At 69.7% G+C, this 25348-nt stretch carries 24 protein-coding genes and 1 tRNA gene; 15 read left to right on the top strand and 10 right to left on the bottom strand.

Annotation, left to right across the window (positions count from 1 at the left end):
- Positions 1-107: 107 nt before the first annotated feature.
- Positions 108-1406 (bottom strand): MFS transporter, encoded by a 1299-nt coding sequence (locus LL239_RS08465; protein ID WP_228162985.1) that lies wholly within the window; start codon positions 1404-1406, stop codon positions 108-110.
- Between the two features lie 308 nt (positions 1407-1714).
- Here LL239_RS08465 and ileS point away from each other — a divergent pair, with 308 nt between their 5' ends.
- From ileS to ndk, 4 genes are read left to right on the top strand one after another with little or no spacing between them, the layout of a single operon-like run.
- Positions 1715-5095: an isoleucine--tRNA ligase gene (gene ileS / locus LL239_RS08460; protein WP_228162984.1), complete on the top strand. Its 3381-nt coding sequence runs from the start codon at positions 1715-1717 to the stop codon at positions 5093-5095.
- A complete protein-coding gene (locus tag LL239_RS08455) occupies positions 5092-6444 on the top strand; it encodes a bifunctional folylpolyglutamate synthase/dihydrofolate synthase (protein ID WP_228162983.1) in 1353 nt (450 codons plus the stop codon). The genes ileS and LL239_RS08455 overlap by 4 nt, the downstream gene beginning before the upstream one ends.
- Positions 6432-6845 (top strand): DUF4233 domain-containing protein, encoded by a 414-nt coding sequence (locus tag LL239_RS08450; protein ID WP_228162982.1) that lies wholly within the window; start codon positions 6432-6434, stop codon positions 6843-6845. The genes LL239_RS08455 and LL239_RS08450 overlap by 13 nt, the downstream gene beginning before the upstream one ends.
- A 3-nt stretch (positions 6846-6848) precedes the next feature.
- Complete coding sequence (gene ndk / locus LL239_RS08445; RefSeq protein ID WP_134126794.1) at positions 6849-7265, top strand: nucleoside-diphosphate kinase; 417 nt, start codon at positions 6849-6851, stop codon at positions 7263-7265.
- A gap of 309 nt (positions 7266-7574) precedes the next feature.
- Here the strand turns inward: ndk and LL239_RS08440 are convergent, their stop codons facing one another.
- The gene (locus LL239_RS08440) at positions 7575-8174 is read right to left on the bottom strand and encodes a vitamin K epoxide reductase family protein (RefSeq protein ID WP_228162981.1); all 600 of its coding nucleotides are present in this window, start codon (positions 8172-8174) and stop codon (positions 7575-7577) included.
- A gap of 399 nt (positions 8175-8573) precedes the next feature.
- Here LL239_RS08440 and LL239_RS08435 point away from each other — a divergent pair, with 399 nt between their 5' ends.
- Positions 8574-11153, top strand: a complete 2580-nt coding sequence (locus tag LL239_RS08435; RefSeq protein WP_228162980.1) for an Rne/Rng family ribonuclease — start codon at positions 8574-8576, stop codon at positions 11151-11153.
- A gap of 111 nt (positions 11154-11264) precedes the next feature.
- On the opposite strand, the gene LL239_RS08430 is transcribed toward LL239_RS08435, so the two are convergent.
- Complete coding sequence (locus tag LL239_RS08430) at positions 11265-11543, bottom strand: DUF4031 domain-containing protein (protein ID WP_228162979.1); 279 nt, start codon at positions 11541-11543, stop codon at positions 11265-11267.
- Between the two features lie 211 nt (positions 11544-11754).
- Here LL239_RS08430 and rplU point away from each other — a divergent pair, with 211 nt between their 5' ends.
- From rplU to rsfS, 9 genes are all read left to right on the top strand, one after another.
- Positions 11755-12063, top strand: a complete 309-nt coding sequence (rplU, locus tag LL239_RS08425; RefSeq protein ID WP_022878253.1) for a 50S ribosomal protein L21 — start codon at positions 11755-11757, stop codon at positions 12061-12063.
- 18 nt (positions 12064-12081) lie between these two features.
- Positions 12082-12342, top strand: coding sequence for a 50S ribosomal protein L27 (rpmA, locus tag LL239_RS08420; RefSeq protein ID WP_022878252.1), 261 nt, complete (start codon positions 12082-12084; stop codon positions 12340-12342).
- 95 nt (positions 12343-12437) lie between these two features.
- The gene (gene obgE, locus LL239_RS08415) at positions 12438-13946 is read left to right on the top strand and encodes a GTPase ObgE (protein WP_228162978.1); all 1509 of its coding nucleotides are present in this window, start codon (positions 12438-12440) and stop codon (positions 13944-13946) included.
- Positions 13943-14779: a glutamate 5-kinase gene (gene proB / locus LL239_RS08410; RefSeq protein ID WP_228162977.1), complete on the top strand. Its 837-nt coding sequence runs from the start codon at positions 13943-13945 to the stop codon at positions 14777-14779. The genes obgE and proB overlap by 4 nt, the downstream gene beginning before the upstream one ends.
- Positions 14780-14783: 4 nt before the next feature.
- Entirely contained in the window at positions 14784-16043 is a 1260-nt protein-coding gene (locus LL239_RS08405; RefSeq protein WP_228162976.1) for a glutamate-5-semialdehyde dehydrogenase, read from the top strand.
- A 50-nt stretch (positions 16044-16093) separates the two neighbouring features.
- The gene (locus tag LL239_RS08400; protein ID WP_228162975.1) at positions 16094-16318 is read left to right on the top strand and encodes a hypothetical protein; all 225 of its coding nucleotides are present in this window, start codon (positions 16094-16096) and stop codon (positions 16316-16318) included.
- A gap of 10 nt (positions 16319-16328) precedes the next feature.
- Entirely contained in the window at positions 16329-16925 is a 597-nt protein-coding gene (gene nadD / locus LL239_RS08395; protein WP_228162974.1) for a nicotinate-nucleotide adenylyltransferase, read from the top strand.
- Entirely contained in the window at positions 16922-18244 is a 1323-nt protein-coding gene (locus LL239_RS08390) for a hypothetical protein (protein ID WP_228162973.1), read from the top strand. The genes nadD and LL239_RS08390 overlap by 4 nt, the downstream gene beginning before the upstream one ends.
- Complete coding sequence (gene rsfS / locus LL239_RS08385; protein WP_228162972.1) at positions 18241-18618, top strand: ribosome silencing factor; 378 nt, start codon at positions 18241-18243, stop codon at positions 18616-18618. Before LL239_RS08390 ends, rsfS begins: the two co-directional genes overlap by 4 nt.
- 57 nt (positions 18619-18675) lie before the next feature.
- On the opposite strand, the gene LL239_RS08380 is transcribed toward rsfS, so the two are convergent.
- Together LL239_RS08380 and LL239_RS08375 are read right to left on the bottom strand one after the other, a co-directional pair.
- Complete coding sequence (locus LL239_RS08380; RefSeq protein WP_228162971.1) at positions 18676-19713, bottom strand: methionine synthase; 1038 nt, start codon at positions 19711-19713, stop codon at positions 18676-18678.
- An 18-nt stretch (positions 19714-19731) separates the two neighbouring features.
- Positions 19732-20724 (bottom strand): putative oxygenase MesX, encoded by a 993-nt coding sequence (locus tag LL239_RS08375; RefSeq protein WP_228163004.1) that lies wholly within the window; start codon positions 20722-20724, stop codon positions 19732-19734.
- A 120-nt stretch (positions 20725-20844) separates the two neighbouring features.
- Here LL239_RS08375 and LL239_RS08370 point away from each other — a divergent pair, with 120 nt between their 5' ends.
- Entirely contained in the window at positions 20845-21786 is a 942-nt protein-coding gene (locus LL239_RS08370; RefSeq protein ID WP_228162970.1) for a LysR family transcriptional regulator, read from the top strand.
- 71 nt (positions 21787-21857) lie between these two features.
- Here the strand turns inward: LL239_RS08370 and LL239_RS08365 are convergent.
- The 5 genes from LL239_RS08365 to LL239_RS08345 form a co-directional block, all read right to left on the bottom strand.
- A tRNA-Ala gene (locus LL239_RS08365) sits at positions 21858-21930 on the bottom strand.
- Between the two features lie 43 nt (positions 21931-21973).
- Positions 21974-22879: a 3-methyladenine DNA glycosylase gene (locus LL239_RS08360; RefSeq protein WP_228162969.1), complete on the bottom strand. Its 906-nt coding sequence runs from the start codon at positions 22877-22879 to the stop codon at positions 21974-21976.
- The gene (locus tag LL239_RS08355; RefSeq protein ID WP_228162968.1) at positions 22876-23586 is read right to left on the bottom strand and encodes an SOS response-associated peptidase; all 711 of its coding nucleotides are present in this window, start codon (positions 23584-23586) and stop codon (positions 22876-22878) included. The genes LL239_RS08360 and LL239_RS08355 overlap by 4 nt, the downstream gene beginning before the upstream one ends.
- 39 nt (positions 23587-23625) lie before the next feature.
- A complete protein-coding gene (locus LL239_RS08350; RefSeq protein WP_228162967.1) occupies positions 23626-24657 on the bottom strand; it encodes an App1 family protein in 1032 nt (343 codons plus the stop codon).
- Positions 24658-24662: 5 nt separating this feature from the next.
- A complete protein-coding gene (locus LL239_RS08345) occupies positions 24663-25343 on the bottom strand; it encodes a DedA family protein (RefSeq protein ID WP_228162966.1) in 681 nt (226 codons plus the stop codon).
- Positions 25344-25348: the final 5 nt, after the last annotated feature.

Raw genomic sequence — 25348 nt, 5'->3', positions numbered from 1 at the left:
AGCGAGACGGTGCGGACGCGCGCGAGGCTGGGGTCCTCCTGACGGGTCGAGCTCCCGAGGGGGGCGGGCGCCGAGACGCCGGAGGCCACGGACCGCCGGCGCGGATGTCAGGCTTCGACGGGAGCGGGACGGCGGCGCGACGCCGCCCACGCCGCGACGAGGGTGACGGCCGACAGGATCGCGAGCACGACGCCGGGATGCCACCAGGCGAATGCCGTGGAGGTGCCCAGGCTCGCGGTGGCCAGCGGGATGAAGCCGGAGATCGTCGCCCCGATCGCGTAGGAGAGCGACAGTGCGGAATAGCGGAAGTGATCCGGGAACAGGTCGCTCATGAGGCCGCCGAGCGCCGCCCACGACATCGTCGGCAGGATGCCGCCGACGATCATGGTGGCGACGAGGATCGGGAACGTCGCGAACTGCAGCAGGAAGTACATCGGGAACGTGATCAGCAGCGTGCCCAGGGCGCCCCAGGCCACCACCTTCGCGGATCCGATGCGGTTGGCCCACGCGCCGAAGAGCGGGATCGTCACGAGCTGGAGGAGCGCACCGATCGTCGTCGCGACCAGCAGGTCCTGGAAGCTGAAGCCCAGACGCTCCACCCCGTAGTTGATCGTGTAGGTGTTCATGAGCGAGTAGGAGCCGATGCCCAGCAGCGCCGCGCCGATCGCGATGGCGATGGCCGCGGGTCGCGCGCGGAACATCGTCAGGACCGGCAGGCGGTCACGACGCCCCGTGGCCACGACGTTCTCGAAGACGGGCGTCTCGTCGATCGACCACCGCAGGTACAGCGAGACCAGCAGCAGCGGAAGCGCGAGCAGGAACGGGATCCGCCAGCCCCAGGCGGCGAGTTCTTCGGCCGGCAGGGCGTAGGTCATCACGATGAAGACCGCGGCCGACAGGATCGAGCCGACCGGCGAACCGAGCTGGGGGATCGCCGCGTAGAACGCGCGCTTGACGGGACCGGCGTGCTCGGTCGCCAGCAGGATCGAACCGCCCCACTCCCCGCCGAGCGACAGGCCCTGCGCGATGCGCAGCACGAGGAGCAGCGCCGCGCCCAGCCAGCCGGCCTGGGCGTAGGTCGGGAGCACGCCGATCAGACCCGTGGCGACACCCATGATGGCCACCGTCCACAGCAGCGTCGCCCGTCGGCCGAGTCGGTCACCCATGTGCCCGAAGATGACGGCGCCGATCGGGCGCACGACGAAGGCGAGGGCGATCGTCGAGAACGAGGCGAGCGTCCCGCCGACCTCGCCGAGCGGCCCGAAGAACAGGGGACCGACGAAGAACGCAGCGAAGTAGGCGTAGACGTAGAAGTCGAAGGACTCGAGGGAGGTGCCGATCATCGAGGCCCACGCGATGCGGCGTGCGGGTGAGGTCGGACGAGAGACGGGGGGAGCAGCAGTCACGGGGTTAGATCTTGGCACGAGTCCAGAAACTCCCGCGCGCTGTCCGGCATTCCCGCTCCGCCTCGCCCCCCTCGGCGATCGGATCGGCCGCACCTCGCGCGACCGCGTAGAATGGGCGGATCAGCACCGATCCGGCCATCACCGGGGAGCTCTCGGAAGAACGGGGTCATCGCCCCCAGTAGAACCGAGCGGGTCAGGCCCGTCACAGCCGCCGTGAGAGAGGTGTCCATTTCGGTGGGCGCAATGCGGGGTGGTACCGCGGTCCGAACGGATCGTCCTCGCAGGTGGATCGCAACCTGCGGAGAGACATGACCTACCCACGCCCCTCATCCTTCGGCCCGGCCGCCGACGCCGCGGCATCCGTCGTCCCCAGCCCCCGGTTCCCCGAGATCGAGCGCGAGACGCTCGCCTTCTGGGATGCCGACGACACCTTCCGTGCGTCGATCGCACAGCGCGACGGCGCCGAGGAGTGGGTGTTCTACGACGGCCCTCCGTTCGCCAACGGCCTGCCGCACTACGGGCACCTCCTGACCGGCTATGCCAAAGACCTGTTCCCGCGCTTCCAGACGATGCGCGGCAAGAAGGTCGACCGCGTGTTCGGGTGGGACACGCATGGCCTCCCCGCAGAGCTCGAGGCGATGAAGCAGCTCGGCATCACCGAGAAGGACGAGATCGAGCGCATGGGCGTCGCGGTCTTCAACGGCAAGGCCCGCGAGTCGGTACTCGAGTACACGCGCGACTGGCAGGACTACGTCACCCGCCAGGCACGGTGGGTCGACTTCGAGCGCGGATACAAGACCCTCGACACCTCCTACATGGAGAGCGTCCTGTGGGCGTTCAAGACACTGCACGACAAGGGGCTCGCGTACGAGGGCTACCGGGTGCTGCCGTACTGCTGGCGTGATGAGACGCCGCTGTCCAGCCACGAGCTGCGCATGGACGACGACGTCTACAAGATGCGCCAGGACCCGTCGGTCACGGTGACGTTCCCGCTCGTCGGCGCGAAAGCCGAGGCCCTCGGCCTCACCGGCGTCCGGGCGCTCGCGTGGACGACGACGCCCTGGACCCTGCCGACCAACCTCGCCCTGGCGGTGGGTCCCGGCATCCGGTACGCCGTCATCGAGGGCGGACCCCACGGTGCGGCCGATGTGCATCGCGCTCCCGACGGCACGCCCGACGAAGCGATCGAGGCCACCGCGCACCGCTATCTGCTGGCCGAGGACCTGCTGCCGAACTACGCGAAGGATCTGGGGTACGAGACCCCGGATGCCGCCCGCCAGGCCGTGCAGAGCACCATCCTGGGCTCCGAGCTCGAGGGCGTGTCGTACGACCGGCTGTTCGATTACTACGCCGACGCCGACACGTGGGGCACCGGCAACGCGTGGAAGATCCTCGTCGACGACTACGTCACCGTCAGCGACGGCACCGGCATCGTCCACCAGGCTCCCGCCTACGGTGAGGATGACAAGCGCCTCGCGGATGCCGCGGGCCTGCCCACGATCATCTCGCTCGACGACGGCGGCCGGTTCCTGTCGGCCGTCACGGACGTGGCGGGGGAGCTCTGGTTCGAGGCGAACCGTCCCCTGATCCGTCTGCTGAAGCAGGGCGGCCGGCTGCTGCGCGAGGCATCCTACGAGCACTCGTACCCCCACTGCTGGCGCTGCCGGAACCCCCTGATCTACAAGGCCGTGTCGAGCTGGTTCGTGCGGGTCACCGATGTGAAGGACCGTCTGCTCGAGAACAACCAGCAGATCACCTGGGTGCCCGAGAACGTCAAGGAGGGTCAGTTCGGCAAGTGGCTGGAGGGCGCGCGCGACTGGTCCATCAGCCGCAACCGCTACTGGGGCTCGCCCATCCCGGTGTGGAAGAGCGACGACCCGAACTTCCCCCGCGTCGACGTGTACGGCTCACTCGCCGAGCTCGAAGCCCACTTCGGCCGACTGCCGCGCAACGCCGACGGCGAGGTCGATCTGCACCGCCCGTACATCGACGACCTGACCCGCCCGAACCCCGACGACCCGACGGGCCGGTCGACGATGCGCCGCATCGAGGACGTGCTCGACGTCTGGTTCGACTCCGGGTCGATGCCGTTCGCGCAGGTGCACTACCCGTTCGAGAACCACGAGTGGTTCGACGAGCACTCGCCGGCGGACTTCATCGTGGAGTACATCGGGCAGACGCGCGGCTGGTTCTACGTGATGCACGTGCTGTCGACGGCGCTGTTCGACCGTCCCGCGTTCACCGGGGTGTCGTGCCACGGCATCGTCCTCGGCAACGACGGCCAGAAGATGTCGAAGTCGCTGCGCAACTACCCGGACGTCCGCGAGGTGTTCGATCGCGACGGCTCGGATGCCATGCGCTGGTTCCTCATGTCCAGCTCCGTGCTGCGCGGCGGCAACCTCGTCGTCACCGAGGAGGGCATCCGCTCGGGGGTCCGTGAGTTCCTGCTGCCGCTGTGGAACGCGTGGTACTTCTTCGCGACCTACGCCAACGCTTCCGGCGACGGGTACACGGCCGAGTGGCGCACCGACTCCTCCGACGTGCTCGACCGCTACATCCTCGCGCTCACGGGTGACCTCGTGCGCGATGTCGCCGTCGACCTCGAGGGGCTCGACTCCACGACGGCGGCCGAACGCCTGCGCGACTTCGCCGAGGTGCTGACGAACTGGTACATCCGCCGCTCGCGCGACCGGTTCTGGGTGGGCGTCACCGACGAGCCGTCGAGCCGCGAGGCCTTCGACACGCTGTACACGGTGCTCGAGACCTTGACCCGAGTCGCGGCACCGCTGCTCCCGCTCGTGACCGAGCGCGTGTGGCAGGGCCTCACCGGCGGGCGCAGCGTGCACCTGGAGGACTGGCCGGATGCCGCGGCGTTCCCCGCCGCGGCGGACATCCGCACCGCGATGGACACGGTCCGCGAGGTCTCCAGCGTCGCCAACGCGTTGCGCAAGCGGGAGGGCAAGCGCGTGCGCCTGCCGCTGCCGCGTCTGACGGTGGTGACCCCGGATGCCACGGGCCTGGCCCAGTTCGATGACATCCTGCGCGACGAGCTCAACGTCAAGAACGTGGAGCAGGTCACGCTGCAGGAGGGCACGGCGGGGGAGTACGGCATCACGCACCGTCTGTCGGTGAACGCCCGCGCCGCGGGTCCGCGCCTGGGCAAGCAGGTGCAGCAGGCGATCAAGGCCGCCCGCGAGGGCGACTGGAGCGAGGTCGACGGCCGCGTCGTCGCCGGCGGCATCCCGCTCGAGCCGAGCGAGTACGACCTCGTCGTCGAAACGGCCGGGCGCCCCGAGGGTGAGGCTCTCGCGGTGCTGTCGTCCGGCGGATTCGTCCTCCTCGACACCGTCACGACCCCCGAACTCGAGGCGGAGGGCCTGGCGCGCGACATGATCCGTGCGATCCAGGACACCCGCAAGGCCGCCGGCTTCGACGTGAGCGATCGCATCGCGCTGGCGCTGGCGTTCGACGACGAGGCCGACGCGCGGGCCGTCGCGCACGCGTTCGACGTCGCGGGGGTGGCATCGGAGACCCTCGCCGAGGCGGTCGTGCTCGCGAGCCGCACGGAGCGGCTCATCGAGCGCGGCGCCGCCACGACGCCCGAGTTCGAGAACGTCGTGCCGGCGAAGACCTACGCCAACGCGGGTGCCGTGACGGTGTCCGTCGCTCGGATCGGAGCACCCGAATGAGCGATCGCACCCGTGCCGACGCGGTCTACGCGGCACTCCTGCAGCGCCAGGGCGAACAGTGGGTGCAGCCGCGCGTCGAGCGCACGCGTCGCGTGCTGGAGCTGCTCGACGACCCGCAGCGCACGTACCGCGTGATCCACGTCACCGGCACGAACGGCAAGACCTCCACGAGCCGCATCATCGAGAGCCTCCTGCGGGCGCTCGGGCTGCGGACGGGCCTGTTCACGAGTCCCCACCTGGAGCGCTTCACCGAGCGCATCCTCATCGACGGCGAGCCCGTGGCGGATGCCGCGATCGCGGACGCGTGGGACGAGATCGAGCCGTTCGTTCAGATCGTGGATGCCGAGCTCCAGTCCGCGGGCGACGCCCCTCTGACGTTCTTCGAGCTGCTCACGGTGCTCGCTTTCGTCACCTGCGCGGACGCCCCGATCGACGTCCTCGTGCTCGAGGTCGGTATGGGCGGTGAATGGGACTCCACCAACACCGCCGACGGGGATGTGGCGGTGTTCACCCCCATCGACATCGACCACGCCGACCGCCTCGGCGGCACCATCGCCGAGATCGCGACAGTGAAAGCCGGGATCATCAAGGAGGGCGCGGCGGTCGTCTCCGCCGCGCAACCGGATGAGGCGCGGCGTGCGATCCTCGCTCGCGCCGAGAAGATGCACGCGTCGGTCGCCTTCGCGGGCGACGGCTTCTCGCTCGAGACGCAGACGCTCGCCGTCGGCGGCCAGCTCCTCACCGTGCGCGGCATCGCCGGCAGCTACCCCGAGCTGTACCTCCCGTTGTACGGCGCCCATCAGGGCGCGAACGCCGCGCTGGCGATCGCCGCGGTCGAGTCGCTCATCGGCGGCGGCGACCAGCCGCTCAACCCCGACGTCGTGGGGGACGGCCTGGGGGCCGCAACGTCGCCGGGTCGCCTCCAGCTTCTCGGCACCGCGCCGACCGTGCTCGTCGACGCCGCCCACAACCCGCACGGAGCGCGCGCGCTCGTCGCCGCGCTCGACGAGGCGTTCGACATCGACGAATGGGGAGCGGTCGTCGGCATCCTCTCGGGGAAGGACACCGTCGGGATCGTCTCGACGCTCGCCCCCGCGGTCGCGCGTGTCTTCGCCACCGCCCCCGACAGTGATCGTGCCGCCGACCCCGATGCCATCGCCGACGTGGCCGAAGCGGCAGACGTGCCGGTGACGGTGCACCCAACGCTCGAGGACGCCGCCGACGCCGCTCGGGAGTGGGCCGCCGAGTCCGACCGGCGCGCGGTCGTCATCGCCGGCTCGGTGGTGCTCGCCGGTGAGGCGATCCGCCTGTCGGAGCTCGAGGACTGGAAGGCGGGGTGGCAGCGGTGAGTCCGCGTGAGCGGCGCCCGCGCCGCGTTCGCGGCGCGCAGGAGTCGCTCGGGGCGGTCGTCCTCGGCTTCGAGTCGATCGTCGTGTTCCTGGGCGGGTTGGTCGTCTACGGCCTGCGGGCACTCCCGTGGGGCATCGAACCGTGGTGGGGAATCGTCGGCGGGGTGGTGCTGGCCAGCGCCATGGTCGCGGTCTCCGGGCTTCTGCGGCACCGCTGGGCAATCGTCGTCGGATGGGCGCTTCAGGTCGTCCTCGCGCTCGGCGGCATCCTGGTCCCGGCCCTCGCCGTGGTCGCGCTCATTTTCGGCGGCATGTGGGCGTATGCGACGATCAAGGGAGCGGCGCTGGACCGGCAGAACGCCCGACGCGCCGCCGACCCCGACCTCTCGAACGGAGAATGACCCATGGCCACCGAAGAGACCCTCGTCCTGGTCAAGCCCGATGGCGTCGCCCGCGGCCTGACCGGTGCGATCCTCGCCCGCATCGAGGCGAAGGGCTACGCCCTCGTCGACATCCGCCTCGTCGAGCCCGACCGCGAGACCCTCGCCCAGCACTACGCCGAGCACGAGGGCAAGCCCTTCTACGAGCCGCTCCTGGAATTCATGCTCTCCGGACCGTCGGTGGCGATCCGCCTGGCCGGCAACCGCGTGATCGAGGGATTCCGTTCCCTCGCCGGCACCACCGACCCCACCACCGCCGCCCCGGGCACGATCCGCGGCGACTTCGGTCGCGACTGGGGCCTGAAGGTGCAGCAGAACCTCGTCCACGGCAGCGACAGCCCCGAGTCCGCGGCGCGCGAGCTCGCGATCTGGTTCGCCTGATCCCGGATGCCACGACGGCCGCCACCCCGTGTGGGGAGGCGACCGTCGTCGTGTCAGCGTGTGGCGGCCCGGCATGACCTCAGCGATTCGCGGCGTGTCAGTGGCATCCGGCCGTATCGGACTGAGGTTGTGCGGATCGCTGAGGTTGTGCGGCGGGAGGCCGCGGGGGCCGCGTGAGCGTCGGCTCCGTCATCTGCGCACGTTCCGTGGCATCCGGCCGTTTCGGGCTGAGGTTGTGCGGATCGCTGAGCCGATGCGCACCCGTGAACTGCGCAGATCGCCGGCTTGCGGCGGCAGACCGGAGCAGCGTCAGATCTGCGAGAGCACGTCCAGGCGCAGCTGTGCGATGACCGCCACGACGACATAAGCGGCGAAGGCCATGAGCGGCACCCAGGCCATCAGCGAGGCCGCGGCATCCCGCGTCTTCTGCCCGACCGGGAAGACGCCCGCGCGGAACAGGTGCAGAGTGACCGCGAAGAACGTCGGGATCGTCACCGACCACGTCACCATGCACCACGGGCACAGGGTGCCGAGCACGAAGATGCTCTGCGAGATCAGCCAGATCACGAACGTCATCGCGCCGACGATCCCGAGCCAGAACAGGATCCAGAACCACCGCGCGAAGCGGGCACCGGCAAGGATCGCGAACCCGACGACGATCGGGGCGATCCAGGCGGCGAGACCGATGATCGGGTTGGGGAAGCCGAAGACACTGCCCTGCCAGGACTTCAGGTTCGCCGTGCATTGGACGAGCACGCTGAAGTCGCAGGATGCCGCGGCCCCGCCGTCCATCAGCTGGTGGAAGCGCTCCATGGTCAGGGAGAACGCGGCCCACCAGCCCACCGCCCCCGCGATGATCAACCACACCGCGAGCGCTGTCGGCCGACGCGGGGTGACGGTTTCACTCATGATCGCGATTCTTCCACCGCGTGGCGATGCGCCCGCTGTGCGATGCCTCGCCGTCGAGATGCCTCGCCCGCCCGGTCGCCGGGCGGGCGAGGCGTCGTGGGGCGCACGGTGTCGGTGCAGCGCCGTTCCGGGCGTCCTCACCGACGGAGTGAGTTCATCGGCGATGCCGAACGTCCGTCGGAGTGAGCGATTCCGACCGACCGTGCGATAATGGGGGTTCGATGAGCCGCGGCCGCGCCGCAGGCGAGTCACCAGAAGACTTCGGGCGATGACCGCCCTTCGCAGCACGAGCCGCAGGCCTGCTGCAGACCGAGTGAGTTCGCGGCCCCGCCGGGTGCGGCGCCGCACGAGATTTCGCCGGGCGACGCGCGGTGTCGCCCGCCAGGGAGTACGTCCGATATGGCCGACGCAACCGACGATCAGACCCCCGCCGAGACTCCGGCGACCGAGACCCCCGCCCCCGAGACGGTGGCCAACGAGGCCCTCGCCGGCGAAGCGACCGTTTCAGACGCCGACGCCGACGACGAAGTCGCGGCCGAGGATGCCGAGACCGCCGCCGCCACGGATTCCGGAGAGCCCGCGGTTCTCGAGGCGGACGCCGTAGAGGCCATCGCGGTGACGGCGACGGATGCCGAAGAGCCCGAGGACGCGGTGGACGCGCCCGCCGTGACGAGCCCCGCCGACCCGGCCGAGGCAGGTCCCGTGGCCGAGGAAGACGCCCCCGCGGCCGAGCAAGACGCCCCGAAGGCCGAGGAGGACGCCGCGGCGGCCGAGGGGACAACCCCCGCCGAGGCCGAGTCGCCTGCTCCGACCGAGCCGGAGACGCCCGCCGACGCCGAGCCTGTCAAGCCCGCGATCCCGACCGCCGTCTCGCTCGGTCTGCTCCCCGAGGTGTTCGTGTCGGCCGTGTCGACGCAGCTGCACTTCTACGCACCCGAGCTCCCCCCGCTTCCCGCGCGCGACGACGCCGACGACCGCGACGAAGAGGTGCCGGTCGAGCGTGCCTCCGCCAACGCCCGCCGCCGCAATCGTCGCCGCGGGGGAGCCGCTGCCGGTTCGGGTTCCGACGAGCCGAGCGAGACTCCGGCCGCCCCCGCGCGCCAGCGCGCGGTGGAACTCATTACCGAACCGCAGCGCATCAAGGGTTCCACCCGCCTCGAGGCCAAGAAGCAGCGCCGCCGGGACGGTCGCGAGGCCGGCCGCCGCCGCCCCGTCGTCACCGAGGCCGAGTTCCTCGCGCGACGCGAGGCCGTCGATCGCGTGATGGTCGTGCGGTCCAAGGCCGGGCGCATCCAGATCGCCGTGCTCGAGGACAACGTTCTCGTCGAGCACTACGTCGCCCGGAACCAGGACGCGTCGCTCATCGGCAACGTCTACCTCGGCCGGGTCCAGAACGTGCTGCCGAGCATGGAGGCGGCGTTCGTCGACATCGGTCGCGGCCGCAACGCCGTGCTGTACTCCGGCGAGGTCGACTGGGACGGTGTCGAGACGGGCAACCAGCCGCGACGCATCGAGCTCGCCCTGAAGTCGGGTGACCGCGTGCTGGTGCAGGTCACCAAGGATCCCGTGGGCCACAAGGGCGCGCGTCTGACCAGCCAGATCTCGCTGCCGGGACGCTACCTGGTGTACGTGCCCGGCGGCGCGATGAACGGCATCTCCCGCAAGCTCCCCGACACGGAGCGGGCGCGCCTGAAGAAGATCCTCAAGGAGGTGCTGCCCGAGTCCTCGGGCGTCATCGTCCGTACCGCCGCCGAGGGGGCGACGGAGGACCAGCTCACGCGCGATGTGCAGCGCCTCACCGCCCAGTGGGAGCACATCTCCACGCAGGTCAAGACGATCCAGGCGCCGGCGCTGCTGCACTCCGAGCCCGACCTGCTGGTCAAGATCGTGCGCGACGTCTTCAACGAGGACTTCACGCGCATGCTCATCCAGGGCGACGAGGCACTCACGACGATCTCGAACTACCTCGCCGGCGTCGCCCCCGACCTGCTGGAGCGCGTCGAGAAGTACGAGGGCGAGCAGGATCCGTTCGACGCGTTCCGCGTCACCGAGCAGATCGAGAAGGCCCTCGACCGCAAGGTGTGGCTGCCCTCGGGCGGCTCGCTGGTGATCGACCGCACCGAGGCGATGACGGTCGTGGACGTCAACACCGGCAAGTTCGTCGGTTCCGGCGGCAATCTCGAAGAGACCGTCACGAAGAACAACCTCGAGGCGGCGGAAGAGATCGTCCGCCAGCTGCGGCTACGGGATATCGGCGGCATCATCGTCGTCGACTTCATCGACATGGTCTTGGAGTCCAACCGCGACCTCGTGTTGCGCCGGCTCATCGAGTGCCTGAGCCGCGATCGGACCAAGCACCAGGTCGCCGAGGTCACCTCGCTCGGCCTCGTGCAGATGACGCGCAAGAAGCTGGGACTCGGTCTGCTCGAGACCTTCAGTGAGGCGTGCGAGGTCTGCGCCGGTCGCGGTGTCATCGTTCACCACGACCCCGTGGTCAAGCACCGCTCGGCCGCCGCCTCGAACGGCAACGGCAACGGCAACGGCAACCGCCGTGGCGGGGGTCGCGGGGGCAACGGCTCCGCCGGCAACGGCACGGGGGGCGGGAACGGCAACGGCGCGCCGGCCGCACCCGCCGGCGGCACGCACGTCATCACCGAGGGCGTGAAGTCCGCCCTCGCGCAGATCGCGGCATCCACGATCCACCCGACGGTCGAGGATCCGGCCGTGGTCGAGGCGGCCGTCGTGGCCTCGGTCGAGGCGGTCCTGGATGCCAAGTCCGAGCCGCCGGTGCGCGAGAAGCGTCCGCGCAAGAAGCGCGAGCCCAAGGCGCCCCGCACCGAGAAGGACGCGCTGCTCGAGTCGGTCCTCGAGGCGCTCCCGGAGCCGAAGGCGCCCGGTCAGGGCCGTTCGCGCCGCCGCGTGACCACCGCCGCTCTCACGGGCACGCCGGTCAGCGCCCACCCCGCCGACGACGCCTGAGTCGCCTCATCGACGCGTGAGGTGTCGAGGGTCATCGCCTCCGGTCGCGGTCAGGCGGCAGATCCCGACACCTCATGCGTCCTTGGCCCGACGCTCACGCGCGGTGATGCCTCATGCGTCCTTGGCCCGACGCTCACGCGCGGTGATGCGCAGTCCCGAAGCGCGGAGCCGACGCACGAGCTCGCGTCCGCCGACGTGCTCAGCGCCCGCGGCGACGAGATCGGCGTGCCGCTCGTCGGGGACGTCGTAGTGGTCGAGGTCGAACGCCCGGCGGGGGATTCCCGCAGCGGCCGCGAAGGCGTGCAGCTCGGCGAGGTCTGAGTCGCTGACCAGATGTGCCCAGAGCCTGCCGTGGGCGGGCCACTGCGGGTCGTCGATGAGAATGGCCACTCGGCGATCCTACGGCGGACACGCGGTTCGATGCTTTTGCCGGATCACCCCGGGTGAGCTAAACTCGTCCTTTGGTGCGTCGTGTCCGCGCGATTGACGCGAGACCCCGCCGGCTCAGGTCGGCCGGATCGCACCGAGACTCAGGGCGATGAGCCCTCCCGACGTCATCAGACAACCGGAGCCGTGCGCTCCCGAACGAAACAGGTGTGAAGTGGTTTACGCAGTTGTGCGCGCCGGCGGCCGGCAGGAGAAGGTCGAGGTCGGCACGATCGTCGTGCTCGATCGCCAGGCGGCGAAGGTCGGCGAGAGCATCCAGCTGCCCGCCGTTCTGTTCGTCGACGGAGAGACCGTCACGACCGACGCCGACAAGCTCGCGAAGGTCTCGGTCACGGCCGAGGTCCTCGGTGAGGAGCGCGGTCCGAAGATCGTGATCCAGAAGTTCAAGAACAAGACCGGCTACAAGAAGCGCCAGGGCCACCGTCAGGACCTCACGCGCGTCAAGATCACCGGCATCAAGTAAGAGCCAGGAGACGCAGAGATGGCACACAAAAAGGGCGCAAGCTCCACCCGCAACGGTCGTGACTCCAACGCACAGCGCCTCGGCGTGAAGCGCTTCGGCGGCCAGGCCGTCAACGCCGGCGAGATCCTCGTCCGCCAGCGCGGCACGCACTTCCACCCCGGCGCCAACGTCGGTCGCGGTGGCGACGACACCCTGTTCGCCCTCGCCGCCGGTTCGGTCGAGTTCGGCCAGAAGGGCGGCCGCAAGGTCGTCAACATCGTCGCCGCAGCCGCGGAGTAATCCGCAGCGCACGTCGTTCCCGAGGGGGTGGGCACTGCCCGCCCCCTCGTCGTTTTCTCCGCCGGCTGCCGCCGGCCCATCCCGGGAGGACCCTCATGGTCACCTTCGTCGACCGCGTCACCCTGCACCTGCGTGCGGGCAAGGGCGGCAACGGCTGCGTGTCGGTGCGCCGCGAGAAGTTCAAGCCGCTCGCCGGTCCCGACGGCGGCAATGGCGGGCACGGAGGTGACGTCGTGCTGGTCGCCGACCCGCAGGTGACGACGCTGCTGTCCTATCACCACTCGCCCCACCGCTCCGCGGGCAACGGCGGTTTCGGCATGGGCGATCACCGATCCGGCGCAGCGGGCGAGATCACCGAGCTACCCGTCCCCCTCGGCACGGTCGTGAAGGATCCTGACGGCACCGTGCTCGTGGACATGCTCACGCCCGGCATGCGCTTCGTCGTCGCTCCCGGCGGCCTCGGCGGTCTCGGCAACGCCGCCCTCGCCTCGCCCAAGCGCAAAGCGCCCGGGTTCGCGCTCCTGGGCACCCCCGGCTGGGAGGGCGATGTCGTCCTCGAGCTGAAGACGGTCGCGGACGTCGCGCTGGTCGGGTTCCCCTCGGCCGGCAAGTCGAGCCTCATCGCCGCGGTCTCGGCCGCGCGCCCCAAGATCGCGGACTACCCCTTCACGACCCTGCACCCCAACCTCGGTGTCGTGCAGGCGGGCGACGTGCGCTTCACGGTCGCCGACGTCCCCGGACTCATCGAGGGGGCGAGCGAGGGCCGAGGCCTCGGGCTCGAGTTCCTCCGCCACGTCGAGCGCTGCACCGCGCTCGTGCATGTGCTGGACTGCGCGACCCTCGACCCCGGCCGCGACCCGCTGACCGACCTCGACGTCATCCTGGCCGAGCTGGCCGCCTATCCCGTGCCCGAGGGGCAGATCCCGCTGCTCGACCGCCCGCAGATCGTGGCGCTGAACAAGGTCGACGTCCCCGAGGCGCGCGACCTCGCCGATCTCGTCCGTCCCGACCTCGAGGCGCGCGGCTTCCGCGTCTTCGAGATCTCCACCGTGAGCCGCGCGGGCCTGCGTGAACTGACCTTCGCCCTCGCCGACGTCGTCGAGCAGCACCGCGTCGCGACGATCGACGACGCCCCCGCCGAGCGCATCGTCATCCGCCCCCAGGGGTCGGAGAAGGACTTCACGATCAAGGTCGAGGGCGGCACCTACGGTCCCGTCTACCGGATCCTCGGTGACAAGCCCGTCAAATGGGTGCAGCAGACCGACTTCCAGAACGAGGAAGCGGTGGGCTACCTCGCCGACCGTCTCGCGCGCCTGGGCGTCGAGGACGAGCTGTTCCGCGCCGGTGCCGTCGCGGGGGCGACCGTGGTGATCGGCGCCGGCGACGGCATCGTCTTCGACTGGGAACCGACGCTGTCCTCCGCAGCCGAGCTCATGACCGCTCCGCGGGGCACCGACCCGCGCCTGGTCCAGAACTCCCGCCGCACCACCTCCGAGCGGCGTGAGCGCTACCACGAGCGGATGGATGCCAAGGCCGACGCCCGTGCGGAGCTCGAGGCCGAGCGTCTCGCCGCGCGCGCATCCGACGAGGAGGACGAGCGATGACCGCGCGCGTCCGGGCCGACCTTCCCACTGCTTCGCGTGTCGTCGTCAAGGTGGGGTCGTCGTCGATCAGCGGTGACGGCGCGTTCCGCATCGACCTGATCGTGGATGCGCTGGCGCACGCGCGTGAGAGCGGTATCGAGGTCGTCCTGGTGTCCTCGGGTGCGATCGCGACGGCTCTGCCGCTGCTCGACCTGCAGGGGCGTCCGAACGACCTGGCCACGCAGCAGGCCGCCGCGGCGGTGGGTCAGAACGTGCTGATGTGGCGCTACCAGACCTCGCTCGACCGGTTCGGACTCCTGGCCGGTCAGGTCCTGCTCACCGCCGGCGACCTCGAGAACGCCACACACCGGTCCAACGCGCGCCGGGCGATGGAACGGCTGCTGGGGCTCGGCATCCTGCCCATCGTCAACGAGAACGACACGGTTGCCACGCACGAGATCCGCTTCGGCGACAACGACCGTCTCGCCGCGCTCGTGGCGCAGCTGATCGGCGCCGACGCCCTCGTGCTCCTGAGCGACATCGAGTGCCTGTACACGGCCCCGCCGAGCGAGCCGGGGGCTCGCCCGATCACCGAGGTGGAGTGGGGCGACGACCTGTCGGAGTACACCTTCGGGTCGGTGACCGTGAACGGTGTCGGCACCGGGGGAGCGGCCACCAAGGCCTCCGCCGCCAAGCTCGCGTCGGCCGCCGGCGTCGGTGTCCTCGTCACCAGTGCCGACCTCGTCCGGGACGCCCTCGCCGGAGCCTCCGTGGGCACGTGGTTCGCCCCGCATCCCGACCCGGTCACCCTGACCACCGGCCCCGTGGGTGCGGTGGCCGCGACGATAGACTGACGCGATGACCCTCACCGCCGTTTCGGTCGACGAACGCCTGCGCCTGGCGAAGGATGCCGCGCGCGAGGTCGGTCTGCTCGATTCCGCGACCAAGACCGCGATGTTGAACGCCATCGCCGACGCCATCGAGGCCGCCTCGGCGGACATCGTCGCGGCGAATGCCGACGACCTGGCTCGCGGGCGCGACGCCGACATCGGCGAGGCGCTGCTGGATCGCCTGCGACTGGATGCCGGCCGGGTCGCGGGCCTCGCCGCGGCCGTCCGTGACGTCGCAGAGCTGCCCGACCCGGTCGGCCGTGTCCTGGATCGACGGACACTCCCCAACGGCCTCGCGCTCGAGAAGGTCGCGGTGCCGTTCGGGGTCGTGGGCTCGATCTACGAGGCGCGGCCGAACGTGACGGTCGACATCGCCGCGCTCGCCCTGCGCTCGGGCAACGCCGTGGTGCTGCGCGGCGGCTCGGCGGCCCAGAGCTCCAACGCGGCGCTGGTCGAGGTCATGCGTCGCGCGCTGGAACGACAGGCCGTGTCTCCCGAGGCGATCCAGACTGTCGACGACTTCGGCCGGGACGGCGCACGCGCACTGATGAACGCCCGGGGACTGGTCGATGTCCTCGTCCCCCGGGGGAGCGCCGCGCTCATCGAGACGGTGGTCACCCAGTCCACAGTGCCGGTCATCGAGACCGGCGCAGGTGTGGTCCACGTGTATCTGGATGCCACGGCACGCGCCGACTGGGCTCGTGAGATCGTGCTGAACGCCAAGACGCAGCGCCCGAGTGTCTGCAACGCGGTCGAGACCGTCCTCGTTCACCGGGATGCCGCAGACCGGCTGCTGCCCGATCTGCTCGGATCCCTCGCCGCCGCGGGGGTCCGTGTGCACGGCGACGAGACCGTTGCCGCCTACGATCCGCGCGTCGTCGCCGCGACCGAGGAGGACTGGGCCGCGGAGTACCTGAGTCTCGACCTCGCTGTCCGCGTCGTGGACGACCTCGACACCGCGCTCGATCACATCCGGCGGTACTCGACGCACCACACCGAGTCGATCATCACCGACGACGAGGCATCCGCCTCCCGCTTCCTGGCGGAGGTCGACTCGGCCGTGGTCTTGGTGAACGCCTCGACCAGATTCACCGACGGGGGCGAGTTCGGATTCGGTGCCGAGGTGGGCATCTCGACGCAGAAGCTCCACGCTCGGGGACCCATGGGGCTCGCCGAGCTCACCAGCACCAAGTGGCTCGGGCGCGGCGACGGCCAGGTCCGGGCCTGACCGCATAAAATGGCTTTGCGCGCCGCGCAGATATCTCGAACGGAGCACTGATGACTTTCGCCTCGCTGATCGCCCACGCCGCTGAAGAGGGCGCACACCACGGCGGCAACGTGCAGGCCGAGACCTTCTGGATCGGTGCCGTCGCATTCGTCGTGTTCATCGCGCTGAGCCTGGTGACCCTCTCGTACCGCAACGTCTCGAACCGCCACGCACACAAGGCCGAGGCCTACGCGCAGAAGCACGGGACGCCCACCCCCGAGGCGCACGGCCACTGAGGCCCACCGTATGTCGGTGACGCGCGCCCCTCGTATCGGGGTCATGGGTGGGACGTTCGATCCCATCCATCACGGTCACCTGGTCGCGGCCAGCGAGGTCGCGCAATCGTTCGACCTCGACGAGGTCGTCTTCGTCCCCACGGGTCGCCCGTGGCAGAAGGCGGACGTCACCGAGAGCGAGCACCGCTACCTCATGACGGTCATCGCGACCGCCTCGAACCCGCAGTTCACGGTCAGCCGCGTCGACATCGATCGAGCCGGACCCACCTACACGATCGACACCCTCCGCGATCTCAAGCGTGAGCGTCCCGGCGCCGAGCTGTTCTTCATCACCGGCGCCGACGCCGTCGCGCAGATCCTCGGGTGGCGCAACCACCAGGAGCTGTGGGACCTCGCCCACTTCGTCGCCGTGTCCCGCCCGGGGCACGTGCTCACGACCGAGGGTCTGCCCACCGACGACGTCAGCCAGCTCGAGATCCCGGCGCTGGCCATCTCGTCCACCGACTGCCGCGCCCGCGTGCGCCGAGGCCACCCCGTGTGGTACCTGGTGCCCGATGGCGTCGTGCAGTACATCGCGAAGCACCACCTCTACCGGAGCCCTGCATGAGCACATCCGAGAACCCCGAGAACCCGCCGCTGACGCGGCGTCAGCTGCGCGAACTCCGCAACACCGGCGCCACGCCCATCATCACGCCGAGGCTCGACGCTCCGTCCGAGGACGCGGCCCCGGTCGTCGCCCCGACGTCCGAGCCGAGCTCGCCGCCGGAGCCCGAGGCGCCGGAGCCCGAGGCGCCGAAGCCCGAGGCGCCGGAGCCCGAGGCGCCGGAGCCCGAGGTTTCGGTCGCCGATGAGGCGTCGTCCGAAGCGGAACCGGAGTCGGCGCCCGAATCGCCCGCGAAGAAGGGTGGCATGCTGGGCGGCCTCTTCGGCCGCGGCAGGGCCGACAAGCCCGAGACGGAGCCCGAGGAGGCGTCGGCACCGGTCGACGAGCAGCCGACCGCCTCGTCTGAGACGGCGCCCGTCACGGCTTCCGAGCCGCCCGCGCTCCCCGACGCGTTCGTCCCCGCCGACGGCGCCGGGCTCGGCGTGACCGGCCTGACCCGGCGTCAGGCTCGCGCGCAGGAGCGCATCCGCACCGCGAGCGTTCCGATCATCGCGCCCGACCTGCAGCCGGCCGCTCCTGCGACGCGTGACCAGACGGTCGAGGGGCCCGACGGCGCCACGTCGGCGGAGGATGCCGCAGCCCCCGCGACCCCGGCAGCCGCGGTCGCGGGGGAGCCGGTATCCACCTCCGCCCCGCAGCCGACGCAGGACACCGACGCTCCGACCGCGGGCGCGCCCCGTGCCATCTTCCGCCCGGCCGCCCCCGAGGAGGCCGCTGCACCCGAAGCGTCGCCCGTGGAGGAGACCGAGACCCCCGTGTCGACGGTGAATCCGGCGCTCGGCTCCGACCTCCTCAACGGGCAGACCCCCGAGATCTCGCTGCCGCCGTCGTTCGATCAGTTGATCTCGCGCAGCGCTGCGGCGACCGGTTCCGTGTCGACGCCGAACGCTCTGATCCTCTCGCAGACACCCGCGGGCGTGCCGCTCGTCGGACCCGTCACCTCCACCGGCGAGGTGCTCATCACCGGCACCTTCGAGCTTCCGGAAGGACTCGGTTCCGTCGGTCACGCGCCCGGGACCACCGACGGCCGCGACGTCGACGCGGTCCTTCTCGATGGGGAACTGCCGCCGGCCTCCTCGCCCACGCCGATCGCGGCCAGTGCCGCGATCAGCACCGTCAAGCAGCCCGGTGAGATCATCCGCCCCCCGGCGCCGGAGAAGGGCAGCAAGCTCGTCATCGGTCTCATCATCACCACCGGCGCTCTCGCCGTCGCGGTCGCCGTCGCGCTGGTCCTCGCCTTCACGACAGGAGTCTTCGGATGACAGCCAGCGCCAACGGAATCGAGATGGCGCGCATCGCCGCGATCGCCGCCGACTCGAAAGCGGGGGAGGACCTCGTCGCGCTCGACGTGTCCGAGCCCCTCCCGCTCGTCGACATCTTCCTCCTGGTGACCGGACGCAACGAGCGTAACGTCGCCGCCATCGCCGACGAGGTCGAGGAGAAGCTCCTCGAGGCCGGCCACAAGCGGCTGCGCCGCGAGGGACGGCAGGAATCCCGCTGGGTGCTGTTGGACTTCGGCGACCTGGTCGTGCACGTCTTCCACGAGCAGGAGCGCGTCTACTACGGCCTCGAGCGCCTGTGGAAGGACTGCCCGGTCGTGCCGCTGGAGCTGCCGGCACCGGCATCCGCCGACTGAGCCGAACGAACACCGAAGGGCCGCCCCGTCACGGGCGGCCCTTCGGTGTTCGCGGACTCAGACCAGAGCAGCGGTGAGCTCGGATCGCACGATCGCCGCGCCGGCGCTCAGGGCACTGAGCTTCGCGAGGGCGACGTCGCGGGGCAGGGGAGCCATGCCGCAGTTGGAGCTCGCGATGAGCTTGTCGGCATCCACGAACTCCAGGGCCCGACGCAGTGTCCCGGCGACCTCTTCCGGGCGTTCGATGTCGTGCGAGGCCACGTCGATCGCACCGAGCATGACCTTCTTGCCGCGGATCAGCTCGATGACCTCGATCGGGATACGGGAATTGTGCGACTCGAGCGAGACGATGTCGATGCTCGACTGCTGCAGGAGCGGGAACGATTCCTCGTACTGCCGCCACTCCGGTCCGAGCGTCGCCTTCCAGTCGGTGTTGGCCTTGATGCCGTAGCCGTAGCAGATGTGCACCACCGTCTCGGCGCGCAGACCCTCGACCGCCCGCTCGAGAGCGGCCATGCCCCAGTCCCGGACCTCGTCGAAGAAGACATTGAAGGCCGGTTCGTCGAACTGGATGACATCCACTCCGGCCGCCTCGAGCTCCTTCGCCTCCTGGTTCAGGATGCCGGCGAACTCCCACGCGAGCCTCTCGCGGCTCTTGTAGTAGCGGTCCGAGAGGGTGTCGATCATCGTCATGGGGCCCGGCAGCGCCCACTTGATCGGCTGATCGGTCTGTGCACGCAGGAACGCGGCGTCCTCGACGAACACCGGCTTCTCGCGGCCGACGGGACCGACCACCGTGGGCACGCTGGCCTCGTACCGATTGCGGATGCGGACGGTCTCTCGGTTCTCGAAGTCGACACCGCTGAGATGCTCGATGAATGTCGTGACGAAGTGCTGGCGGGTCTGCTCGCCGTCACTGACGATGTCGATGCCGCGCTGCCCCTGTTCGTGCACGGCGGCGCGCAGGGCGTCCTGCTTCCCCTCGACGAGGGCGTCGCCCTGGAGCGCCCAGGGCGACCAGAGCTTCTCGGGCTCGGCGAGCCAGGACGGCTTGGGAAGACTGCCGACGACGGCGGTGGGCAGGAGTGCGTTCATGGGCGGGGCTCCGACGGGTCAGTGGACGAGGGCGGGGGAAAGACCGGCCCACCGGGCCAGTGCGTCGCCGTGCGGCTTGACGAAGTGCTCCTCCGCCCACTTCCCCTGGGTCAACGCGAGACGCGAGCGCTCTTCACGGTCGTAGTCGACCCGCGTGCGGGAGAAGTCCTGGCTGTCGAGCGTGGGGCGGAAGACGTGCGCCGCGGCCGCGTTGGCGTTGTAGATCTCCGGACGGTAGATCTTCTGGAACGTCTCCATCGTGCTGATCGTCCCGATGAGTTGCAGGTTGGTGTAGTCGTTCAGCAGATCGCCGCGGAAGTAGAACGCCAGCGGCGCGGAACCGCCCGCGGGCAGGAAGTACCGGACGCGGAGGCCCATCTTGCCGAAGTACTCATCGGTGAGCGAGTACTCGTCCTGCACGTATTCGACACCGAGCACGGGGTGGTGGTTGTCGGTCCGGCGATAGGTCTTGCTGGTGGAGACGCTGATGCAGATGACCGGTGAAACGGCGAACCGCTGACGGTATTCGGGGGAGTCGAGGAAGGCCTGGAACAGCTTGCCGTGCAGGGCGCCGAAGTCATCCGGCACGGTGAACCCACCCGCGGCGGCGCTCACGGCGGGCAGCAGCACGCTGAAGTCGAAGTCACGCAGGTACGACGAGAAGTTGTTGCCGACGATTCCGTGGTGACGCACGCCGGTCGTGCGGTCCACGACCACCAGATCGAGCACCTCGAGGAGCGGGAACCGGTGATCGTCTCCGGATGTCGCGAACTCCAGGTCGACAGAGACGATGTCGATCTCGAGGGTGTAGCGGTCACCGTCCGGGTTGTCCCAGCGAGCGAGGTCGTTGAACCGCCGGTCGATCATCGTCAGCGCGTTGCGCAGGTTCTCTTGACGGTCGTCTCCGCGGGCCAGATTGGCGAAGTTCGTGGTGGCGCGGGAACTCTCGGACGGCGAGTAATTCTCATCGAACCGGGTGGTCGAGATCTGGAACGTGAAGTCCTTCGACATGCCCAGACACTCCTGTCGGTCGGCGGCTCGCGCCGCGCGGTCATCGGTGATCCCATCGTGCGCGTCTTCGTGTCCCATCGGGTAATCCGTCCCGACTATTCACGGATATAGTCTTTACCTATGGCGCGTCGACCCAGCGGTGTCACCCTGCAGCAACTGCAGTCGTTCATCGAGGTCGCCGCGGAGGGGTCGATCTCCGCCGCCGCCGACCTGCTCTACGTGTCCCAGCCGACGATGTCGGCGGCGATGAAGGATCTCGAGACCCGGGTGGGGCGGTCACTGCTCGTGCGGTCCGCGCGCGGCATCACGTTGACCTCGGATGGCGTTGAGTTCCTCGGATATGCCCGGCAGGTCGTCGAGCAGGTGGCCCTCCTCGAGCAGCGTTATCTCGATCGGCCTCCCTCTCGTCGCCTCCTGGGGGTGTCGACGCAGCACTACTCGTTCGCGGTCGACGCGTTCGTCCGGATGGTGAAGGCGAGCGGGGCGCCGGAGTACGAGTTCTCCCTGCGCGAGACGCGCACATGGGACATCATCGAGGACGTCCGGACCCTCCGTAGCGAGCTCGGCATCCTGTACCGGAACGACTTCAATCGGAACGTCATCGACAAGCTGCTGCGCGATTCGGGGCTGCTGTTCCACCCCCTGTTCCTCGCCGACCCGCACATCTTCGTCTCGCGCAAGAACCCGCTCGCCGCGCGCGAGCGCGTCACCCTCGACGATCTCGCGGGACTTCCGCGCCTGACCTTCGACCAGGGGACGAACAACTCGTTCTACTTCGCCGAGGAGATCCTCTCGACGCTGTCGAGCGCGCAGGAGATCCGTGTCTCGGACCGTGCGACGATCTTCAACCTCATGATCGGTCTCGGCGGCTACACGATCTCGACGGGCATCATCAGCGACGACCTCGATCCCGAGATCGTCGCTGTGCCGCTCGACGTCGACGAGCGCATCGAGATCGGGTGGATCGCGCACACCGCGATCCCGCTCACCGATCAGGCTCAGCGCTATCTGGACGACGTGCGCGCCGTTGTGCGGGAGTTCGACGTAGAACTGCTCGGCTAGAGCGGTGTCTACAGACACCGTGGGGGAAATGACGAATGTCCCGGACGTGCGTCTCGGGACATTCTTTTCGGTGGACCTGAGGGGACTCGAACCCCTGACCCCCTGCATGCCATGCAGGTGCGCTACCAGCTGCGCCACAGGCCCGTTTTCGTTTTTCCGCCCCGTTCGAGGCAACTCCATGAGCTTACTACACGGAATCCGGAGGCAGGAAATCGGCGCGACCGGGCGTGTCGCCGTCCCGTGTGGCGGCGTCGAGGATCGCGGCGCGCAGCGCCTGGGACCGCTCGCTCAGCGCTCGTTGGCGAGCGACATACTGGGCCTTCCCCTCGGCCGTCTCGATGGCAACGGCGGAGTAGCCCCAATCGGCCAGATCGTACGGTGATGCCTCCATGTCGAGCGTCCGGATGTCGCGCGCGAGTTCGAACGCGTCCAGCAGAACCTCACCGGGCACCAAGGGCCCCAGCTTCACGGCCCACTTGTACACGTCCATGCCGGCGTGCAGGCAGCCCGGCTGCTCGAGGTCGATCTGCCGCTCGCGCGAGAGGAGCGCGCGGTTGCGCGGCACCGCGTCGGGGGTGAAAAACCGGAAGGCGTCGAAGTGCGTGCACTTGAGGTCGTGCGATTCGACGACGGCGTCGGTACCGGCACTCCCGAGGCGGAGGGGGACCGCGTGGCGCACGTCGTCGGTCCGGTAGGCCATGGCCCACTCGTGCAGACCGAAACAGCCGAACTGCGCCGGTCGTGCCTCGGTGGCGCGCAGCAGATTCACGACTCCGCGATACAGCGCACCGCGATCGCGGCGGAACGCCTCGGCATCCACCGCCATGCCCGCAGGCACGTGGCGGTACCAGCGCCACCCGGCACGTTCCGATGCGTCGGCGAGCACGATGCCCGGACCGGGATGCCACCGACGCAGGATCGCCGGCTTGTACGAGTAGTACGTGAAGAGGAAGTCCTCGACGGGATGCTTCTGACCGCGCGCGGCGCGGGCGCGGTGGTTCGCGGTCAGGGCCTCGGCTCGCTCCGCGTGTGCCTCGGCGCGGGCCGACCACTCTGCGCGGGATACGACGGCCGCATCGAGGAGGAGGCTCATCCGACCGGCTCGATGAGGTTGGGGGAGTCGTTTCGGACGTTCCCCACCGCCGATGAGACCACGTGGTCGTCCAGCGTCTCGGCCACATCGGGGGCGGCGTCGATCGCGGCATCCAGGATGTCGCCGACGTTCTCGGTCGTCGGGTCGAGCCACGCGTCGGCGAAATCTGGATCCATGAACAGCGGCATCCGGTCGTGGATCGAGCCGAGCCGGCCGATCGAGTCGCGCGTGAGGATCGTGCAGCTGAGCACCCACCGCGCAGGGTCGTCGTCGGCCTTGGCCGGGTCTTTCCACCACTCGTACAGCCCTGCGAAGAACAGGGGAGAGCCGTCGGCCGGGTGGATGTAGTGCGGCGTCTTGCCCGCCTCGGTGGTCTTCCATTCGTAGTACCCGGACGCCGGGATCACCGCGCGACGCTTGATGAGGGCGTTGCGGAACATGGGCTTGTCCTCAACCTCTTCCGACCGCGCGTTGAAGGCCCGCGCGCCGATCTTGACGTCCTTCGCCCACCCCGGCACGAGCCCCCACCGCGCGACTTCGAGGCGGCGGACCGGTGGCTCGGTCTTCACCGAGTCGAGCACGATCGCCACGGATGCTGTGGGCGCGATGTTGTACGACGGCGGCGGCAGCTCATCGGTCTCGACATCGACGCGCAGCACTCCGACGAGCTCGGATGCCACGTTGGCCACGACGAATCGACCGCACATGCCTCCACCGTACGCGGCGCCTCCGACATGCAGGGCGCATCAGCGGTCGCGGGAGATCACCCCGACGTCCTCGAGGCGCTCCAGCAGACCCGCGCCATCGGACTCACTGACCCACGGCACGTCGGCGGCGGAGTGGTCGTCGACGACGGTGCGACCACCGGCGAGCACGGCCTCGGCGGGAAGCAGACGTCGGATGGCCACGGCCGCCACGCTCTCGGGATGCTCGATCGCGAAGCCCGTGTAGATCGCGTCGTCGTGCTGACCGTCGTCGCCGACGAGCAGCCACTTCACGTGGGGGAACTCGGCGGCGATACGACGCAGACTGATCTCTTTGTGATCGCGCCCGCTGCGAAACCACCGGTCGTGCGTGGGGCCCCAGTCCGTCAGCAGGAACGACCCCGCGGGGAAGAGGTGGCGACGGAGGAAGCGCGTGAGCGTGGGCGCGACGTTCCACGCTCCTGTCGAGAGGTAGATGACCGGGGTTCCGGGATGCTCGCGCGAGAGGCGCTCGAGCATGACAGCCATGCCCGGCACCGGCTGCCGTGCGTGCTCGTCGACCACGAAGGAGTTCCACGCGGCCAGCAGGGGGCGGGGGAGCGCGGTGACCATGACGGTGTCGTCGACGTCGCTGATGACACCGAAACGCACATCGGAGCCGACGATGAACACGCGGGTCTCCGTCGGTTCGCTGCCCTCGACCGCCATCGTGACCGTCTGCCAACCCGGGGGCAGGCTCGCGGGGAGCTTGGCGTCGATGACGCCGCCGCGATCGGCGACCACCTCGTGCGAGACCCCGTCGACGGTGACCGTGACCTGTGCGTAGCCGACCGGCACGGCCGCGAAGCTGCGCCATCCGCGAAGGCTCGCGAACTCTCCCGCCGCGGTGCGCTTGACCGGGGGAGTGATGAGGACACGCCCCAGGACACGGACCCACTCCTCGGTCCCGTATCCGGGGAAGCCGGTGACGGAGGGTCGCAGGCCGCGGGCCCGCGCACGGCGTTCGCGCCACGCGTGGAAGCGGTACTCGAGGCGGGCGAACCAGAGCACTTTGGCGCGAGAAGAGCGAGGCATCCCGCTCAGTCTTTCACGTCGTCGCCCGCCGGTTCGAGGACGTCGTGCTCGTCGGCGAGGTGCCGACGCTCGATGCGCTCCAGCACCTTCTTGCCGACGTAGACCAGGACGAGGAAGACGACGATGATGCCGACGAAGAGGTATCCGGCGTAGTGGATGCGATCGGCGAGCTCCCGGTAGGTGCCGGCGGCGGTGGCGGCGACCGTGATGTACAGCCCCGCCCACACCACGCAGGCCGGCGCTGTCCACGCGAGGAACCGTCGATAGCGGTACCCGCTCATCCCGACGGTGAGCGGCACGAGCGAGTGCAGGACGGGCAGGAACCGGGACAGGAAGATCGCGGGACCGCCGCGCCGACGCAGATAACGATCGGCACGTTCCCAATTCCGGTCGCCGAGCCTCTGCCCGAGACGCGAGGCCCGGATGCGCGGACCGAAGTAGCGGCCCAGCCAGAAACCGAGGCTCTCACCGATCAGCGACCCGACCACGACGGCCACACCCAGCAGCACGCCCTCGAGGGGTGAGGCGATGGCGGTGCCGGCGACGATGACGACCGTGTCGCCGGGAACGACGAGCCCCACGAGCACACTGGTCTCGAGCATCATCGCCAGACCGGCGACGAGTGTGCGCACCACGGGGGCGACGTTCTGCACGACGTCGAGGAGCCACGTGAGGATGTCGTTCACCTCGC

The organism is Microbacterium testaceum (assembly GCF_020781835.1).
In the GTDB taxonomy this organism is placed as follows: Bacteria; Actinomycetota; Actinomycetes; order Actinomycetales; family Microbacteriaceae; genus Microbacterium; species Microbacterium testaceum_H.
This window is presented reverse-complemented; position numbering and strand designations above follow the sequence as displayed.